General features: G+C 69.7%; 16 protein-coding genes. 8 read left to right on the top strand and 8 right to left on the bottom strand.

Annotation, left to right across the window (positions count from 1 at the left end):
• The coding region (locus FNH04_RS23900; RefSeq protein ID WP_152787497.1) for a MerR family DNA-binding transcriptional regulator at positions 1 to 419 on the bottom strand (419 nt) is incomplete at its 3' end.
• A gap of 114 nt (positions 420 to 533) precedes the next feature.
• Between FNH04_RS23900 and uvrA the strand changes: the two genes are divergently transcribed.
• Together uvrA and FNH04_RS23890 are read left to right on the top strand one after the other, a co-directional pair.
• Positions 534 to 3,029, top strand: coding sequence for an excinuclease ABC subunit UvrA (gene uvrA, locus FNH04_RS23895; RefSeq protein WP_152787495.1), 2,496 nt, complete (start codon positions 534 to 536; stop codon positions 3,027 to 3,029).
• A 99-nt stretch (positions 3,030 to 3,128) separates the two neighbouring features.
• Positions 3,129 to 3,845: a bleomycin resistance protein gene (locus FNH04_RS23890; RefSeq protein ID WP_152787493.1), complete on the top strand. Its 717-nt coding sequence runs from the start codon at positions 3,129 to 3,131 to the stop codon at positions 3,843 to 3,845.
• 55 nt (positions 3,846 to 3,900) lie between these two features.
• Here FNH04_RS23890 and FNH04_RS23885 read toward each other — a convergent pair whose 3' ends face one another.
• A complete protein-coding gene (locus tag FNH04_RS23885) occupies positions 3,901 to 4,872 on the bottom strand; it encodes a quinone oxidoreductase family protein (RefSeq protein WP_152787491.1) in 972 nt (323 codons plus the stop codon).
• Positions 4,873 to 4,970: 98 nt separating this feature from the next.
• Between FNH04_RS23885 and FNH04_RS23880 the strand changes: the two genes are divergently transcribed.
• A complete protein-coding gene (locus FNH04_RS23880; protein ID WP_322723677.1) occupies positions 4,971 to 5,306 on the top strand; it encodes an ArsR/SmtB family transcription factor in 336 nt (111 codons plus the stop codon).
• Between the two features lie 214 nt (positions 5,307 to 5,520).
• Here FNH04_RS23880 and FNH04_RS23875 read toward each other — a convergent pair whose 3' ends face one another.
• Positions 5,521 to 5,877, bottom strand: a complete 357-nt coding sequence (locus FNH04_RS23875; RefSeq protein WP_152787487.1) for a PLD nuclease N-terminal domain-containing protein — start codon at positions 5,875 to 5,877, stop codon at positions 5,521 to 5,523.
• Positions 5,878 to 6,054: 177 nt separating this feature from the next.
• On the opposite strand from FNH04_RS23875, the gene FNH04_RS23870 reads away from it, so the two are divergent.
• The 3 genes from FNH04_RS23870 (at position 6,055) to FNH04_RS23860 (ending at position 9,842) form a co-directional block, all read left to right on the top strand.
• Positions 6,055 to 7,512, top strand: a complete 1,458-nt coding sequence (locus tag FNH04_RS23870; protein WP_152787485.1) for a menaquinone biosynthesis decarboxylase — start codon at positions 6,055 to 6,057, stop codon at positions 7,510 to 7,512.
• Positions 7,509 to 8,411, top strand: coding sequence for a menaquinone biosynthesis prenyltransferase MqnP (gene mqnP, locus FNH04_RS23865; protein WP_322723675.1), 903 nt, complete (start codon positions 7,509 to 7,511; stop codon positions 8,409 to 8,411). Before FNH04_RS23870 ends, mqnP begins: the two co-directional genes overlap by 4 nt.
• Positions 8,412 to 8,984: 573 nt before the next feature.
• A complete protein-coding gene (locus FNH04_RS23860; protein ID WP_152787483.1) occupies positions 8,985 to 9,842 on the top strand; it encodes a hypothetical protein in 858 nt (285 codons plus the stop codon).
• On the opposite strand, the gene FNH04_RS23855 is transcribed toward FNH04_RS23860, so the two are convergent.
• From FNH04_RS23855 to FNH04_RS23840, 4 genes are all read right to left on the bottom strand, one after another.
• The gene (locus FNH04_RS23855; RefSeq protein ID WP_322723673.1) at positions 9,830 to 10,687 is read right to left on the bottom strand and encodes an aldo/keto reductase; all 858 of its coding nucleotides are present in this window, start codon (positions 10,685 to 10,687) and stop codon (positions 9,830 to 9,832) included. The two genes, FNH04_RS23860 and FNH04_RS23855, sit on opposite strands and share 13 nt — an antisense overlap.
• A complete protein-coding gene (locus tag FNH04_RS23850; RefSeq protein ID WP_152787481.1) occupies positions 10,621 to 11,817 on the bottom strand; it encodes a JmjC domain-containing protein in 1,197 nt (398 codons plus the stop codon). The genes FNH04_RS23855 and FNH04_RS23850 overlap by 67 nt, the downstream gene beginning before the upstream one ends.
• Before the next feature lie 87 nt (positions 11,818 to 11,904).
• A complete protein-coding gene (locus FNH04_RS46660) occupies positions 11,905 to 12,072 on the bottom strand; it encodes a hypothetical protein (protein ID WP_194236791.1) in 168 nt (55 codons plus the stop codon).
• Between the two features lie 465 nt (positions 12,073 to 12,537).
• A complete protein-coding gene (locus tag FNH04_RS23840) occupies positions 12,538 to 13,029 on the bottom strand; it encodes an ATP-binding protein (protein WP_152787479.1) in 492 nt (163 codons plus the stop codon).
• A 253-nt stretch (positions 13,030 to 13,282) separates the two neighbouring features.
• On the opposite strand from FNH04_RS23840, the gene FNH04_RS23835 reads away from it, so the two are divergent.
• Together FNH04_RS23835 and FNH04_RS23830 are read left to right on the top strand one after the other, a co-directional pair.
• Positions 13,283 to 14,626, top strand: coding sequence for a helix-turn-helix domain-containing protein (locus tag FNH04_RS23835; protein WP_322723672.1), 1,344 nt, complete (start codon positions 13,283 to 13,285; stop codon positions 14,624 to 14,626).
• A 73-nt stretch (positions 14,627 to 14,699) separates the two neighbouring features.
• Entirely contained in the window at positions 14,700 to 15,872 is a 1,173-nt protein-coding gene (locus FNH04_RS23830; RefSeq protein WP_152787477.1) for a serine hydrolase domain-containing protein, read from the top strand.
• Between the two features lie 9 nt (positions 15,873 to 15,881).
• Here FNH04_RS23830 and FNH04_RS23825 read toward each other — a convergent pair whose 3' ends face one another.
• On the bottom strand, positions 15,882 to 16,154 hold the full coding sequence (locus tag FNH04_RS23825) for a GntR family transcriptional regulator (protein WP_152787475.1): 273 nt from the start codon (positions 16,152 to 16,154) through the stop codon (positions 15,882 to 15,884).
• Positions 16,155 to 16,459 lie beyond the last annotated feature (305 nt).

The raw sequence follows: 16,459 nt of genomic DNA, 5'->3' as shown, positions 1-16,459 counted from the left end.
CCCTCGACCTGCACCACCCCGGCCCTCGCCGCCCCGGCCCTCGCCTCCCTGGCCATCGCTTCCAGCGCCTCGCCGGCCGCCCGGAGGGACACCCGTTCCTCGTGGAGTGCGGCGTGTGCGGCGTCCACGAGGGCCAGGGCGCCGGGGACGTCCCCGGAGTGCACGGTGCACATGATCTCCGTCGCGGAGACGGGCCCGTATCCCTTGGCGAGCGCCCGGTAGGTGAGGAGGGCGCTGCGGTGTACGTCGGTGAAGGTCCGGTAGCCCGACGCGGTGCGCGGAGCCGGGGGCAGGACGCCGGCGTCCTCGTAGTTGCGGATCTGCTGGGTGGAGATCCCGGCGAGCCGGGCCAGGTCCACCGGGCGGAGGCGGGCGGCTGAGGGGGACGCGTGCTCGGGCTCGTGCTGCTGCTTGCTCATCGGTTTGAAGGTTATGCGAGAGCCGTGGCGAAGACATCCCTGCAGGAAACGGGGTGACGTACCGTCGGTTCGCGCGAAAGTCCCAACAGGAACTTCAATGGAAAACTTGAAGTCATGGACGACTGCATCCGCATCACCGGCGCCCGTCTGCACAACCTCAAGAACCTCACCCTCGCCATCCCGAAGAACCGTCTCGTCGTGCTCACCGGCCTGTCCGGCTCGGGCAAGTCCACGCTCGCCTTCGACACCCTGCACCAGGAGGGCCAGCGCCAGTACATGGAGTCACTGGGCATGGTCTCCCTCTTCGTCCGAAAGCCCGCCGTCGACTCGATCACGGGCCTGTCGCCCTCGATCAGCGTCGACCAGCACCTGACGAACCGCAGCCCGCGCTCGACGGTGGGCACGGTGACCGACGTCTTCACCTATCTGCGGCTGTTGTGGGCGCGGATGGGGGCCCGGCCGTGCCCCGCGTGCGAGAAGTCCGTACCGCCGTCGTACGAGTCCGCGCAGGCCTGGAACGACGGGGCGGACGACGAGGACGGGGCGGACGGGGGCGAGTCCGTGCCGTGTCCGCACTGCGGGGCCGCCGTACCCGGCCTGGTGATGGGCGACTTCTCCTTCAACAAGCCCGCGGGGGCCTGTCCGGAGTGCACGGGCCTCGGTTTCGTCCTCCGGGCGGACGTACGTCGCCTGGTGGACGGGAGCCGCGGTGTCGCCGGCGGAGCGGTGCTCGGCTGGCACCCCAGGCTGACCGAGCGGAACCTGACCGTGCTGCGGGCGGCCGCCGAGCACTACGGCTTCCCCTTCGACCCGGACGTACCCGTCGACGAACTGCCGCCCCTCCAGCGGGACCTGCTCCTCCACGGAGTCGAGAGCGCGGAGTTCGCACGGCACTTCCCCGAGGTCCCGAAGCCTCCGGCCACCGTCACCGCGGGCCGCTTCGAAGGCGTCGTCCCGAGCCTCATGCGGCGCTACGCCGAGCGTGTCGAGGACACCGACTACCGGGAGAAGACGGAGAAGTTGCTGGTCAAGGACGAGTGCCGGGCGTGCGAGGGGACCCGGCTGCGCTCCGGGAGCCGGGCGGTGACGGTCGACGGGCTGACCATCGTGGCCGCGGCACGCCTCCCCCTGGAGGAACTCGCCGACTGGCTGGGCGGGTTGACGGTGCAGGCGATCAGCGAGCCGGTCCTCGCCGATCTGCGGGAGCGTATCCGGCGGCTCGTGGACGTCGGCGTCGGCTATCTCACCCTGGACCAGGCGACCCCCAGCCTCTCCGCGGGCGAGACCCAGCGGCTGCGGCTCGCCGCCCTGCTGGGCTCCGGGCTGACCGGTGTCCTGTACGTCCTCGACGAGCCGACCATCGGCCTGCACCCGGCGGACACGGAGCGCCTGGTCCGTGTGCTGCGCCAGTTGCGGGACCTGGGCAACACGGTGCTGGTCGTCGAGCACGACCTCGATGTGCTGCGCGCGGCCGACCATGTCGTCGACATCGGCCCGGGAGCGGGCGCCGACGGCGGCAGGGTCGTGGCCCAGGGGACGCCGGAGGAGGTGGCCGCGAGCGAGGGTTCGGTGACGGGGACGTACCTCGCGGGCCGCGCGCCGACGCCCGCCCGTCCACGGAAACCCCTGGTTGACGGGTCGTCACTGACCATCCGGGGCGCGCGGGCGCACAACCTCAGGGACCTCACCGTACGCATACCTCTCGGCCGGCTGGTGACGGTGACCGGGCCCTCGGGGTCGGGCAAGTCCTCCCTGGTGCTGGACATCCTGGGCCGCGCGGGACGGCAGCGGTTCCACGGGGCGGGCGAACCGCCCGCCGAGCACGACGGGATCGACGGCTGGGAGGCGCTGGACAAGATCGTGGCGATCGACCAGCAGCCGATCAGCCGCCTCCCGCGCTCGAACGCGGCGACGTACTCGGACGCCTTCACCCCGATCCGCGAGGTGTTCGCGGCGCGCTCGGAGGGCCGCTTCACACCCGGCCACTTCTCCTTCAACGTCCCCGGCGGCCGCTGCGAACGCTGCGAGGGCGCGGGCGTGCTGTCCGTATCGATGCACTTCCTGCCCGCCGCGCAGGTCCGCTGCCCGGGGTGCGGGGGGCGGCGGTTCCGCGGTGAGGTGCTCGGGGTGCGGTTCGAGGGCTACGACATCGCGGAGGTGCTGGAGGCGACGGTGGACGAGGCGCTGGCGGTCTTCGCGGAGGTACCGCCGGTGGCGGCGCGGCTGCGACGGATGGCGGACGTGGGCCTCGGCTATCTGCGGCTGGGCCAGCCGGCGACGACCCTCTCGGGAGGCGAGGCCCAACGCGTCAAGCTGGCCAAGGAGTTGTCCCGCCGGGCCACCGGCCGCACCCTCTACCTCCTCGACGAACCGACGACCGGTCTGCACCCCGCCGACACCGCCCGTCTCCTCGCCGTGCTCCGCCGCCTGGCCGACGCGGGCAACACGGTCCTCACCATCGAGCACAACCTCGATGTCATCCGCGCCTCCGACTGGCTGATCGACCTCGGCCCGGCGGGCGGCACGGCCGGGGGCGAACTGGTGGCGGAGGGCACGCCCGAGTCGGTGGCGCGGGTGGAGAGGTCACGCACGGGGCGGTTCCTGCGCTGAGGCGCTGCGGGCTGCGCACGTACTCCCGCCCTCCCCCTCCCGCAAGGCGGTGGCGATAATCGAGGGCGAGGCTGGTCAAGTTTGACTAGACTGGATCGTATGGCCGAGAAGATGATTCCGATCCTGCCGTGCCAGACCCTCCAGCCCGTCCTCGACTTCTACCGCGCCCTCGGATTCGAGGTGACCTTCGAGCAGAAGAGCCCCAACCCGTACGCGGCCGTCGAACGCGGTGGCATCGAGCTCCAGTTCTTCGGGATGAAGCACCATGAGCCCGAGCAGTCGTACAGCACGTGCTACGTCCTGACCGATGACGTCGACGGTCTGTACGCCGCCTTCCGGGCGGGCCTCAGGGCGGCGTACGGAAAGGTGCCGACCCGTGGACTGCCGCGCATCGGGGCGCTCAGGGACACGTCGCACGGCATGCGGCAGTTCCTGATGACCGACCCGGGCGGCAACTGCGTCCGTGTCGGTACGCCGATCAGCGAGGACCAGCACCACCGGCCCGCCCCCGAGGGGGCCTTCGCCCGGGCCCTGCACCACGCGGCCAACTTCGCGGGCTCGAAGGACGACCCGGCGGGGGCCGCGAAGATCATCGACCGGGTGCTGCGGCGTGAGGGCGAGCGCCCCACGCCCGTGCAACTGCTCCGCCTGCTGGTGCTGCGGGCGGATGCCGCCGGGCGCCTCGGTGACGAGGAGACGGCGGCGTCCACGCTCGCCCGCGCCGCCGCCGTCCAGCTGACTCCCGAGGAGCGGGAGTCGGTACGGGACGACCTCGACCGTCTCGCGGAACTGTGCGCCCAGGACCAGGACGCGTGAACCGCAAGGAGGCGTGAACCGTAGGGAGGCGTGGTGCGTAGGGACGCGTGGTGCGTCAGGACACGCGAAGCAGCAGCTTCCCCGTGCTCGTGCGGGCCCCCATCAGCCGGTGCGCCTCGGCCGCCTCCTCCAGCCCGAACTCCGCCGTCACGGGCAGCGACGCCACCCCTTCGACGACCGTCGCGAAGGCCCGCTCGGCGAGGGCGTGCAGCTCGGCGGGGGCCGTCCGGGCCAGGGCGAGGATGGAGAAACCGGAGACGGACAGACCGGTCGGGTAGAGGTCGGGCTGGCCCACGCTCCAGGGCTCGGCCGAACTCGCGTTGCCGAAGGAGACCAGCCGTCCGAAGACCGCCAGCGAGGCCAGGCTGCCGCGGAGCGTCTCACCGCCCACCGGGTCGAGGGCGAGGTCCACGCCCCGGCCGCCGGTCGCGGCCCGGACCTCGTCCGTGAAGGAGCCGACGAAGACCTCGTCGTAGCCGTACTCCAGGGCGTACTTGGCCTTCGCCGCGCCGGACACGACACCGAAGACGCCACCGGCGCCCGCCGCCTTCGCCAACTGCCCCAGCACTGTGCCGACTCCGCCGGCCGCTCCCTGCACGAGGACCGTCTCGCCGGGCTGCAGCCGGCCCACCGCGTGCACGAGGGCGTACGCCGTCGGCAGCACCGTGGGCAGCGTGGCCGCCGTACGCAGACCGACGCCCTCCGGCAGGCGGAAGACGGTCACCGCGTCGGCCACCGCCACCTCCGCGTACGCGCCGCCGTCCATGAGGGCCGCCACCTCCTGGCCCACCTCGAACCCCGACACGCCCTCACCGAGGGCCCGGACCCGGCCGGACACCTCCAGGCCGGGGACGTAGGGCAGCGCGGGCACCCGGTAGCCGTCCGAACGCGCCTTGAGGTCGGCGAAGTTCACGCCCGCGTAGGCCACGTCGATGCTCACCTGTCCGGGCCCCGGCTCGGGCACCTCCGTCTCCACCGCCCGGAGGACCTCCGGACCGCCGTACTCCTGGATCCGTACCGCGCGCATGCCACACTCCCGGCTCGACTGTTCAATGAAAAGCGAACACTCGCGAGTGTATGATTTTCATCGAACACTCGGCAACCCGCGACGAGAAGGAGCCCGGCGTGACGGAGCGCACCGGTCACCGGGCCGCCCCGGAACACACCCACCCCGACGACGTCCCGGTCCTGGCCGCGCTCGCCGCGCTCTCCGACCCCGTACGCGTCGCGCTGGTGCGGGAGTTGGCTGGCTCCCCCGAGTGGACGCGCAGCTGCGGCAGCTTCGACGTGCCGGTGGGCAAGGCCGCGCTCAGCCATCACTTCGCGGTCCTGCGCGGGGCGGGGCTCGTGGAGCAGCGGGACAACGGGCCGCGGCGGGTCAACCGGCTGCGGCGCGAGGAGTTCGACGCCCGTTTCCCCGGCCTGCTCGACCTGGTGCTGCGGGCCGACGCGCTCGGTTAGCACGGCCGGTCGGGGCGGTCGGGCTGCTGCGCGGGGCGCGCGGGCCCGCACGGCTTGCCTCGGCCCACGGGGTGCTGCTGCCGCTCGATGCACTGCGCACGACGGTCGGCGGTGCCCCGCCGCGGCTTCCGGTGAAGCAGGAGCCGGAGCAGGAGCCGGACCCGGAGCCGGACCAGAAGTGCCCGCCCGCGGATATCGGAGGACGTGGCTGTCGTCAGTCCTTGGAGTCGCCGTCCTGGGGGCCCTCGTCGCTCTTCCTGTCCTTCTTATCCTTCCTGTCCTTCTTGTCCTCGTCGAGGGACTTGAGGAAGTCCGGGTTGTCGTCCGGCGCGACCCAGCCGCCCCCGGACCTCCGGGAGAAGCCGCCGCCGATGCGGCCGCCCGCCGCGCTGCTGCGGTCGCGGCCCACGATCAGCCAGGAGATGGAACCGACCAGCGGGAAGAGGAGGATGAGGATCGCCCAGAGGGGCTTGGGGATGTGGCGGACATCCTGCTCCTGGGTGGTGATGCAGTCGATGAACGCGTAGATGCTCAGTGCCAGCGGCACCAGGATCATCAGCACCCGGAGCATGTGTCGGTCCCCCTGAGAGTGGCGGTCGGTCGCCGAGCCCGGGCGGCGTCCGGCCCCCGGTGACTGGTCCAGCGTAGTGCGTACCGGCTGTGCTCATCCGGGGGGCGGGTCCCTGGACCCCCGGCAGGTAGTGGGGTGGGCGCGGTTTCCCGGTGGCCCTCGGCGATACTGGGACGCATGGCTTACGACGATCTTCGCTCGTTCCTCCGGGCCCTCGATCGGGAAGGTGACCTGAAGCGGATCAAGGTGGAGGTCGACCCCCATCTGGAGGTCGGCGAGATCACCGACCGGGTCAACAAGGCGGGCGGCCCCGCGCTGCTCTTCGAGAACGTGCGCGGGTCGGCCATGCCGCTCGCCATGAACGTCTTCGGGACCGACCGGCGCCTGCTGAAGGCGCTGGGACTGAAGTCGTACGAGGAGATCGGCGAGAAGATCGGCGGTCTGCTCAAGCCCGAGCTGCCGCAGGGGTTCGTCGGTGTCCGGGAGGCCTTCGGGAAGCTCGGCTCGATGACCCACGTACCGCCGAAGAAGGTCAAGTCCGACAACGCGCCCGTACAGGAAGTCGTGCTGCGCGGAGACGACGTCGACCTGGACGCCCTCCCCGCCCTCTTCACCTGGCCCCAGGACGGCGGCTCCTTCTTCAACCTCGGTCTCACGCACACCAGGCACCCGGAGACCGGCGTCCGCAACCTCGGCCTGTACCGCCTCCAGCGCCACGACCGGCGCACCATCGGCATGCACTGGCAGATCCACAAGGACAGCCGCAACCACTACCAGGTCGCCGCGAGGCGGGGTGAGCGGCTGCCGGTCGCGATCGCCTTCGGCTGCCCGCCCGCCGTGACGTACGCGTCGACCGCGCCGCTCCCCGGTGACATCGACGAGTACCTCTTCGCCGGGTTCATCGCGGGCAGGCGGATCGAGATGGTGGACTGCAAGACGGTGCCGTTGCAGGTCCCCGCGAACGCCGAGGTCGTACTGGAGGGGTGGCTGGAGCCGGGCGAGATGCTGCCGGAGGGCCCCTTCGGCGACCACACCGGCTTCTACACCCCGCAGGAGCCCTTCCCGGCCCTGACGATCGACTGCGTGACGATGCGGAAGCGGCCGCTCCTGCAGTCGATCGTGGTCGGGCGGCCCCCGACGGAGGACGGCCCGCTGGGCCGGGCGACGGAGCGCTTCTTCCTCCCGCTGCTCAAGATCATCATCCCGGACATCGTGGACTACCACCTGCCCGAGGCCGGCGGCTTCCACAACTGCGCGATCCTCTCGATCGACAAGAAGTACCCGAAGCACGCCCAGAAGGTCATGCACGCCGTCTGGGGCGCCCACATGATGTCCCTGACCAAGCTGATCGTGGTCGTCGACGCCGACTGCGACGTCCACGACCTGCACGAGGTCGCCTGGCGGGCGTTCGGCAACACGGACTACGCCCGCGACCTGACCGTCGTCGAGGGTCCCGTCGACCATCTCGACCACGCCTCCTACCAGCAGTTCTGGGGCGGCAAGGCGGGCATCGACGCGACGCGGAAGTGGCCCGAGGAGGGCTACACACGGGACGGGGGCTGGCCGGAGATGGTCCTGTCGGACCCGGACACGGCGGCGTTGGTGGACAGCCGCTGGAAGGAGTACGGCCTGTGAGCAGCGCGTCCGCCGCCATTCCCCAGCCGGGCAGGACACGGGCCTTCCTGCGCCTGGTGATGATCGAGCACTCGGTCTTCGCGCTGCCCTTCGCCTACATCGCGTCCCTGACCGCCATGTTCCAGCTGGACCGGAACATCCACTGGGGGCGGCTGCTGCTCGTGACGGTCGCGATGGTCGGGCTGCGCACCTTCGCGATGGCGGCCAACCGGATCATCGACCGCGAGATCGACGCCCGCAACCCGCGTACGGCCCACCGCGAACTCGTCACCGGCGCGATGACCGTGCGGCACGCGTGGACGGGCGCGTTCGTCGCCCTGGTCTTCTTCCTCGGCGCGGCGGCCCTGCTCAACCCGCTGTGCCTGGCGCTCGCCCCCGTCGCGGTGATCCCGATGGTGGTCTACCCGTACGGCAAGCGGTTCACGAACTACCCCCAGGCCATCCTCGGCCTCGCCCAGGCGATGGGCCCGGTCGGCGGCTGGCTGGCGATCACGGGGGAGTGGTCGTGGGAGGCGGTGATCCTCGGGCTCGCGGTCGGGATCTGGATCGGCGGCTTCGATCTGATCTACGCCTGCCAGGACGTCGAGTCCGACCGCGAGACCGGTGTCATGTCGGTGCCGGCGCGCTTCGGCATCCCGGCGTCGATCTGGGGCGCGCGCGCCTGTCATGCCGTCACCACGGCACTCTTCGTCTGGTACGCGCTGACGACGGACGCGGGGGCGTTCTTCTGGCTGGGCCTGCTGATCGTCGCGGGCGCCTTCGTGTACGAGCACACCATCGTGCGGCCGCACGATCTGTCCCGTCTGAACAGGGCGTTCTTCAGCGTCAACGGTTTCATCGGCATCGCGCTGTTCGTGTGCGCGCTGCTGGATCTGCTGGTACGCGGGCTCACGGTGTAGGCGCGGCGTACGGCGCTGCTGCCACGTAGGGTGCGCTCGACGACTGCGGGCCCGGACGTCCAGGAAGACGACCCGATGCATGTGAGCCGGATCTGCGTGCGGAACGTCAGGTCGTTCCACGGCGATCTTTGATGCTGTGCTCGATCTGGCACGGCCCGGCGGCTCCCGCGCGGGTTGGACCGCCCTCGCGGGCCCAAGCGGATCCGGCAAACTACGCTGCTGCGGTCCATCGCTCTGGCCGTCACGGGGCCGGAGAACGCCCGTCGGTCGGTACCGGGCTTCGCAGCGTGGGTCAGCGACGGCTCGCGCGCGGCCGAGTCCTGTGTGAGGGGCGTACCGGATCCGGCGCTGGACACCCGGGGCAACTGGCCCGAAGGATCCCTGCTCGAAGAAGCCTCCGACAGCCCGTTCTGGACCGGGTTGCACACTGGGAGCAATGTGGTCGACGGCTGCGCCGGCCCCAGTAGGGTCGGAGGCTGGAAGCGGAGCGTCAGCCACCGCGCCAACCTCGGACCCTGCTCGATGTCTCGGCGACGGGCAGGTCCTGGCCGTACCACTGCTACCGTCACGTGCATGACGCTCTCGGTCTCCACGGGTCAGGCTGTTGATCTACGGGTGCAGTCCGTTGGCGAGGTTCTTGATCGCGTCGAGCGGTCTCTGCAAGTTCGCTTGCTCCCGGATACGGTGGTGCGCAAGCGTCGATCTGTGGGGGCCAAGACCGACCGCGATACCTGGGTACGGGTCGAGCGGCGCTTGCTCGACAAGATCACCGATCAGGGGTGGAACGGCACTGAATGTGCTGCGCGTCTGGACGGCATTATCCAGCCCGAATGGCACGGATGTGTGGTCTGGCGGGACGCGGACGGGCTGGTGATGTGGCGGGCCGACGAAACTGAGCTCCTGCCCGGCACTCCCGTCGGTACTGCCGTGTTGAGCGAGGCGCCAGAACTGCCGAATGCGTGGTGGGAGGCGTTGAACACCTCGCTGGACGCGCTGGCGGCTCAGGACACGAGGCGGATCGCCACACCGGACACCGTCACTATCACCCAGGCCCTCATCACCGAGTCCATCCGGGGTGTCTTCTCAGGCGACTTCGATACAACCGTCGAGCGATGGGTGCCGGCCCACGCGGATCTGAACTGGGCCAACATGACCGCTCCAACGTTCAGCCTCTTCGACTGGGAGGACTGGGGTAACGCGCCGCTGGGGCTGGACTCAGCCTCACTGTGGGCGAGTTCCCTTGCTGTCCCGGCTCTGGCCGATCGTGTGCGGCACGAGCGCCGGTCCGACTTCGAGAGCCGGGACGGCAAGTTGATGACGTTGTTCGTCTGCTCGAAGATCCTGGGACCGTACGCACACCCGGAGGACCCTCGGCTGAAGCCCGCACAGCGCACGGCCGAGCAGGTCATCAAGGAGCTTCAGGCAAGCTGACCGCGCGAGCGGTCCCGAAGGAGACTCCGGTACTCCTGGATGGTCCGCTCCTCGACTTCGCCGACCAGGGCATCGACGAGTTCACCCAGATGAGCTGGTTCGTCGGGGCCCACGGCAACGGAGTCGACCCGCGGGAGGTGATAGGCGGCCCGGAAGGCTGCCTGCACGCGGGAGAGCCGACTGCTGTCCCGGAGGAAGACGCGTGGGTCGATCCTGGCCCATACCGCGGCGCCAGTACAGCCTCCGAAGGGGCTCATCCCCCAGACCTGGCCGTCGCCCAGATTCCACGCCTTGGTGAGGGCGTCAGCGGCATCGAGAGTTCTGGCTCCGACGAGTAGACCTGCCCGGACCATGAGGACCGATGGCCCCGGCGCGGTCTTGTCGATCAGACTCAGCAGCGGTGATGGGTCCCAGGACGCGACGCCCCAGGCGGCGCACAGCCCCTTCGCCGCAGCGGCGTCGAGGGCGGCGCACGCCCGTGCAAGCGCTTCCTGGTCGTGAGGGGCGGCTTCGCGGAGCGAGTGTTCCGGGTTGTGCAGGAACACCAGGTCCGGCTCCCGTCCGAGGTCCTCAGCCGCCTGTTCCACTGCCGCGCGCAGCCGTCCAGGATCCAGGGAGTGCTCCGCCCCGTCCGGCCCCGGGAAATAACCCACCTTCGTGGAGAGCGTGAACTTCGGCAGCAGGTCACCGGCCGTCCGGGCCAGTATCTGATGCGAGCGGAAGCCGAAGTAGTTGGTACTGGTGTCGAGTGCGGTGACACCGAGGTCCAGCGCCGCGGTCAGGAGACGGCGTTCGTGACGAGACCGGTGTAGCCCGAGGACAACTCGGGGGTCAGCACCGCACACAGCTCCTCCTTCACCAGGATCTCGGCGACCTCCGTCACTTCGGCTCCCACGAATGCCGCGGCCCGCTCCAGCGCGACCGGCCTGCCGCTGAGCAGCAGACGCAGTGCGGGCAGGGCCTTGGCCGCGAGGGTGAGCTTCTTCCCCGAGGCCACGACGTCGACGGTCTCCCCGCTCTCCTGGATGCGGGGAGGGAAGTGGGTGGTGCACACCACGGCGTCGAGTGGCCCGAGTATGTCGAGGAAGGGCACATGCCGAGGAAGCGTCGTCTCCTGCTCGTACGCGGCCAGGAAGTCGGCAGGGGAGCGTTCGCCGATCAGCTGGGCGGCAGCCGCGGTCAGGGCTTCGCCGCCGGTTCCGTGCCAGCGGTCGAGGTCGTGGCGGAAGGTCTCGCGCTCGCGGCACCAGTCGGCCAGCCATGCGAGCCAGCTCGCTCCCGTGCGCTTGGTGATACCGAAGGTGACGTGAAGGCTCCTGCCGGAGCCGCTGCCGGTCCGTGTCGCTTGGTGCCAGTGGCCTCGGGGGATGTGCATGACGTCACCGGTCCGCATGACGCCGGACCAGATGATCTCGTCGCTCGGGGTGTTGTTGGGGTCGGAGTCCCGGTACATCGGGACGTTACGGGAGGTCGCGCGGACCTCCCACTCCTTCTCACCCGCGAGCTGGAGGATCACGACATCGTGGTCGTCCCAGTGCATGGGGAAGCCTGCTGCGTCGTTCGTCGTCAGGTACGCGTTGACCTGGACTCGCTCGCGTGACCACCACTGCAGGGCCCGGCAGGCGACCTCCATCGTGGGGTCGAAGACGTTGGCCTGGTCCATGATCACCGTCGCCCCTTCCCACAGGAGCCTGCCCAGGCTGCGCATGTTGACCATGGGGATGCTCTGGCCCCGAGGACTGACGCTGTCGGTGTAGTAGATGGCCGGGTGGACCTCCTCGCCCTTCTGGAAGCACCGGAACTGCGGGCGGTTCAGGCTCCTGCGCATCGCGATGTCGAGCAGGCGGTTCGGGGTCATGATGCGGGAGACAAGTGCGGGGTCGTCCATGCTCCCGCGTACGAAGCCCTTGCCCAGCTCCTCCGCTCCGCTCCACCCGAGCGCTGTCTCGATGGCGCTGATCAACCGATGTTCCATCGCTGCGTCCTCCAGGGGTTCGACCACGTGGTTCGGACACGGTGGGGGCCGGCACGGCCGACCGCGCCGGCCCCCACCGCTTGGTGCCTACTCGCTGTCGTGCAGGTTGCCGTCGCCGCCCGGCCACGGCGCGTCGCCGGAACTCCCGGCGTTGTCCGACCGGAGGCTGTCGTACCGGTCGTGGACGGCGGTCAGCTCTTCCACCGCCACCAGGAGGCCACTCCGGGCCGGAAGCGGTGCCGTGGGCTCTGCCACCTCGTGCTCCTTCCTCTTCGGTTCTCCCGCCAGGGCTCCGGCGGGAGGTCGGTAGCTGCTCCATGGCCGCGCGAGAAGTGGGTTGCCGTGGAGCGGCAATCATTGGGGGTCGCGATGAGCTGGGGCCCTACACCGTGGACCGGGCAGATCCGCGATTCACCGGCAGGACGCCCGTGTCCTGGCCCATGGTGGTTTCCAGAACGCGCTGGTCCAGTTCGCGCAGACACGCACAGCAGGAGTAGGGGACCTCGCGCATACAGCTCGATCGGACGGGCCAGATCCACGTCACTTCGACACAGTCACGTCCGCACCACAGTCGGCACTTGCCGCGCGCCTGCCATGCATGGCGGTCCTACAGTGCGTACACAGAGGGATCCCATGTGACGGAATCGATGTCGCGGCGGGTGGGCCGGAAGACCACATCGGGATCAGGGAGCGGAGTCGCTCGTAATGCGTGCCGTCCCCTCACACGACCACCAAGGTGAGCGACTCGGGCGCAGCTACGCCCCCGCGCTTCGGCCGGAGCGCGAATACCCTGCGCAGGACGGCGGCTCGGATGGCAGGCGCCGCTGCGGGAAGCACGATCTCCGCCCATACGCGCTTCCCACGGCCGAAGGGCTCCCATGCAGACCGCGAAGCGAGAAAGTCGACCAGTGCCAGACCGCGCCCGCGCTCGTCGTCGGCTTGGGCACAACTCATCTGCGGAGCCACGGGATTGCCGTCGAGGACTTCGATCACCAACCGACCGGGCCGGTGATACAGCGCGACGGTGACGGGCCCCTCCCCATGGACCACGGCGTTGGTAATGAGCTCGGAGGCGACGAGGCTGATGGCGTCGGCTGTCTCCTCGTCCATCGGCACTCCCCACGTACGCACCTTGTCGACGACCGTGCGGCGGGCGAGGGGCACTTCCCTTTCCGCACCCGCGAGGATGAACCGATGGATGAGCGTGGACATGGCAGAGGCCTCCGAAGAGCTGGAGAGCGGCTCCACCCCCGACGGGGGCACGGGGACGGAGCCGCCGATCTGAGGACCCGTTCCAGGAGCGAACACCCTGCGCGTGCTCCGTGGACGGCTGATACTCAGTCAACGGTCCCCGTGCGCATGTCGGAACGTTTCTAGGGGGTTTCTCGTGAGGACGCCCTCCCCTTGCGCGGGCACGCGAAGTAGCCTCCCAACTACGCAGTGAGGGGATGACGGGAGTGATGACGTGCCCGGTGAGCCGTTGGCAGTCCACCCGCTGACCTTCCTCCGCCAGACGCGCGGATGGGGGAAGGCCGAATTCGCCCGGCTGATGCAGGCGCACGGGAGGACTCGGGGAATCCCGCTGGCGACCAACCGGACGACTGTCTGGAAGTGGGAGCAGGGGCAGGAACCGGATGCGGATGCCCAGCGCGTACTCGCCGATCTGCTGCGCGTCCCGTACGAGCAGGCACGGAAGGAGGGATGGCCCCGGTGGCTTCCGGTCTGGGAGGTCACGGGACTCACCGCCCCGTGGACCGAGGCCGGTACCGTTGAGGCGTTGTCCGAACTGGTGGGGAGTGGCCGCATGGATCGCCGGGGCTTTCTCACCATCACCGGCGCCGCCCTGACGGGCCTCGCGGCAAGCTGGGTGGACGCGCCCTCCGCCTTCGCCTCGGCGCTCAACGGGGATCGGGTCACGGACACGATGGTCTCGACGATCGAGCAGCGCATCAGCACGCTGCGCACGCTCGACGACCAACTCGGAGGCGCCCGGCTTCTGGAGCAGGCACGCGGCGATCTCGCCCTGGTCACCGGCCTCTTGAGCGCCGGCCGGTACACGGACAGGGTCCGCGTCCGCCTCTACGCGCTGGCGGCCCGGGTGTCGCACCTGACCGGCTGGATGGCCTACGACGCGGGTCTACGGTCAGCCGGTCAGCGGTACTACGTCGGAGCCCTGCGTAGCGCCCGTACCGCTGGAGACGACGCATTCGGAGCCTTCGTCCTCGCGGAGATGGGCGTTCACGTCTCAGAAGCCGGACGGACCGCCGAGCGGGTCGACCTCATCTCGACCGCCATCGGCAACGCTCCTCGAACGCTGTCGCCGTACACCCAGTCTTTCCTCTACCTGCATAAGGCCGAGGCGCTGTCGCGCGACGGCGACCACCGGAATGCCGGGACGGCGCTCAACCGTGCCGTGTCCCTCTGGGAGCGCCACGCGGCGGAGGAAAACCCGGACTGGCTCAACTGGTTCGGCGAGGCACAGCTGAAGTCGACCGAGGGCAAGGTCCTGTTGCGGTCCGGGCAGGTGGAGCGTGCGACGAGTTCTCTGCAGACCTCCGTGGAGAGCGCGGCTCCTCGGGACAAGGCCGTACGGTCAAGCCGCCTGGCTGAGGCGCGGCTCGCCGGTGGTGACCTGGAGGGGGCGCTGGACGCCGCAAACTACGGCGCCGGGCTCCTGGAGGACAGTGTCAGCTCCGTACGGGCTCTGGACCGCATGAAGGAGTTCTCCGAGCAACTCGAAGCACACAAGGCCGTCCCCTCAGTCCGTGAGTTCCGTGAGCGTCTTCAGGCACTGCCCGTCGCAGCTTGAAGGGCATCGTCTTGGACGGCAGGGATGGCCCGCCCCGTCGGGAGCAGGCGGACAAAATGCCAGGATGGGCGGCATGACGACGATCGACGGTGAGGTCGCGCCCGGGTTCGAGCAGGTGCGCGAGGCATTCGTGGCGAACTTCGCCCGGCACGGGGACATCGGCGCGGCGGTATGCGTGTACCGGTACGGCAAGCCTGTGGTGGATCTGTGGGCTGGCATCGCCGATCCGGAAACCGGTCGACCGTGGACGCGGGACACGCTGCAACTGGTCTACTCGGCGACCAAGGGGGCGACCGCGACCGCGGCGCATATCCTCGCCCAGCGTGGCGTGCTGGACCTGGACGCGCCGGTGGCGAAGTACTGGCCTGAGTTCGCTGCTAACGGCAAGGCGGACATCCCGGTGCGCTGGCTGTTGTCCCACCAGGCGGGCTTGGTCGCCCTGGATCAACCGGTCCCGTTGAACGAGGCGTTGGCCTGGCATCCGATGGCGGCCGCACTGGCCGCCCAGCGCCCCCTGTGGACTCCGGGCACGGCGCACGGATATCACGGCCGGACCTGGGGCTGGCTGGTCGGCGAGGTGATCCGCCGAGTGTCCGGCCGCACGCCGGGCCGCTTCTTCGCCGACGAGATCGCCGCCCCCCTCGGGCTGGACTTCTTCATCGGATTGCCGACGGGTGAACGCGACCGCGTCAGCCGCATGGTGTACCAACGGCCGGACGTAGACCTCACCACCGTGCCCGCCGAGTCGATTCCCGAGGAACTCCGCGAACTGGTCGCCGCCTGGCGCGACCCGAACTCATTCAGCAACAGGGCCTACGCGGTCACCGACCCCGCCGAGATCGACTTCAGCTCGCCCGAGGTGCAGGCCGCCGAACTCCCGGCATCCAACGGCGTCGGCACTGCTCGCGGACTGGCACGCATGTACGCCGCGGTGATCGGCGAGGTGGGCGGCGTGCGCCTGTTCACCCCAGAAACCCTGGCGTCGGCGACCGAGGAGCAGGCCTGCGGGAAGGACCAGGTGATGGTGGTCCCGAGCCGGTTCAGCGCCGGATACATGCTGCCCACCGAGGACAACCCCATGACTGGACCGAACGCCTTCGGCCACACCGGTCGAGGCGGCTCGCTCGGCTTCGCTGATCCGGAGCACGGCGTTGCCTTCGGCTACGTCATGAACCACATCATCGCGGGCTCCGATGACAGGCGTGCGGCCTCACTGGTAGACGCGGTGCGAAGGTTGCTGGCGTAGAAGGCCGCTTCAGTCGGCTCCAGCCTCCGCGCGGGCCTTGCGCAGCTTCTCGGGGGCATCGGGTGAGACGAAGGAACCCATGCCCACCTCCGTATAGACGAGCCCTTCCTTCTTCAGGCCCACGTTCACCTTCCCGGCCGTGGCCGTAGCGACGCCGAACTCCTCTACGAGCTGCTGCACCGAAGGGACGCGTCCCCCAGGGGCGTAGGTGCCGTCCTCGATGCGGCGGCGGATGACGGCGGCCACTTGCCGCCAACGGGGAATGTCGGGCTTGAACTCCATCACCCTTCCATAGTCGGTCTAGTACACCTCACTTATCGATCTATAGTTCCCCTAGGTTCCTATAGGTCTCTAGCGCTACGCTGGCCACAAGAAACCCCGGCGGCGATCGCACTCGCCCCGGGGCACGGCACCAGCTGAAGAGGAGCTGACGCATGTCCGACCTTATCCCTCCCCTGCTGCCATGGGTGGCCGTTCACCTGGCCGCTATGGGAATCCTGCTCTCCCTCCTGCGCCTGGTACGGCCCGCACTGCCCGGCCCATCCACTCCGCACCTCATCCGCATCCCCGTCGGCACACCCCCGCCA

The sequence above is a fragment of the Streptomyces phyllanthi genome (genome assembly GCF_009377205.1).
Lineage (GTDB): Bacteria > Actinomycetota > Actinomycetes > Streptomycetales > Streptomycetaceae > Streptomyces > Streptomyces phyllanthi.
Note: the sequence above shows the minus strand (reverse complement) of the source record. Positions and strands in the feature narration are given on the sequence as shown.

Coding starts and splice junctions, on each gene's coding strand:
- uvrA (WP_152787495.1), top strand. CDS start 534: ATGGACGACTGCATCCGCATCACCGGCGCCCGTCTGCACAACCTCAAG.
- FNH04_RS23890 (WP_152787493.1), top strand. CDS start 3,129: ATGGCCGAGAAGATGATTCCGATCCTGCCGTGCCAGACCCTCCAGCCC.
- FNH04_RS23885 (WP_152787491.1), bottom strand. CDS start 4,872: ATGCGCGCGGTACGGATCCAGGAGTACGGCGGTCCGGAGGTCCTCCGG.
- FNH04_RS23875 (WP_152787487.1), bottom strand. CDS start 5,877: ATGCTCCGGGTGCTGATGATCCTGGTGCCGCTGGCACTGAGCATCTAC.
- FNH04_RS23870 (WP_152787485.1), top strand. CDS start 6,055: ATGGCTTACGACGATCTTCGCTCGTTCCTCCGGGCCCTCGATCGGGAA.
- FNH04_RS23860 (WP_152787483.1), top strand. CDS start 8,985: ATGACGCTCTCGGTCTCCACGGGTCAGGCTGTTGATCTACGGGTGCAG.
- FNH04_RS23850 (WP_152787481.1), bottom strand. CDS start 11,817: ATGGAACATCGGTTGATCAGCGCCATCGAGACAGCGCTCGGGTGGAGC.
- FNH04_RS23840 (WP_152787479.1), bottom strand. CDS start 13,029: ATGTCCACGCTCATCCATCGGTTCATCCTCGCGGGTGCGGAAAGGGAA.
- FNH04_RS23830 (WP_152787477.1), top strand. CDS start 14,700: ATGACGACGATCGACGGTGAGGTCGCGCCCGGGTTCGAGCAGGTGCGC.
- FNH04_RS23825 (WP_152787475.1), bottom strand. CDS start 16,154: ATGGAGTTCAAGCCCGACATTCCCCGTTGGCGGCAAGTGGCCGCCGTC.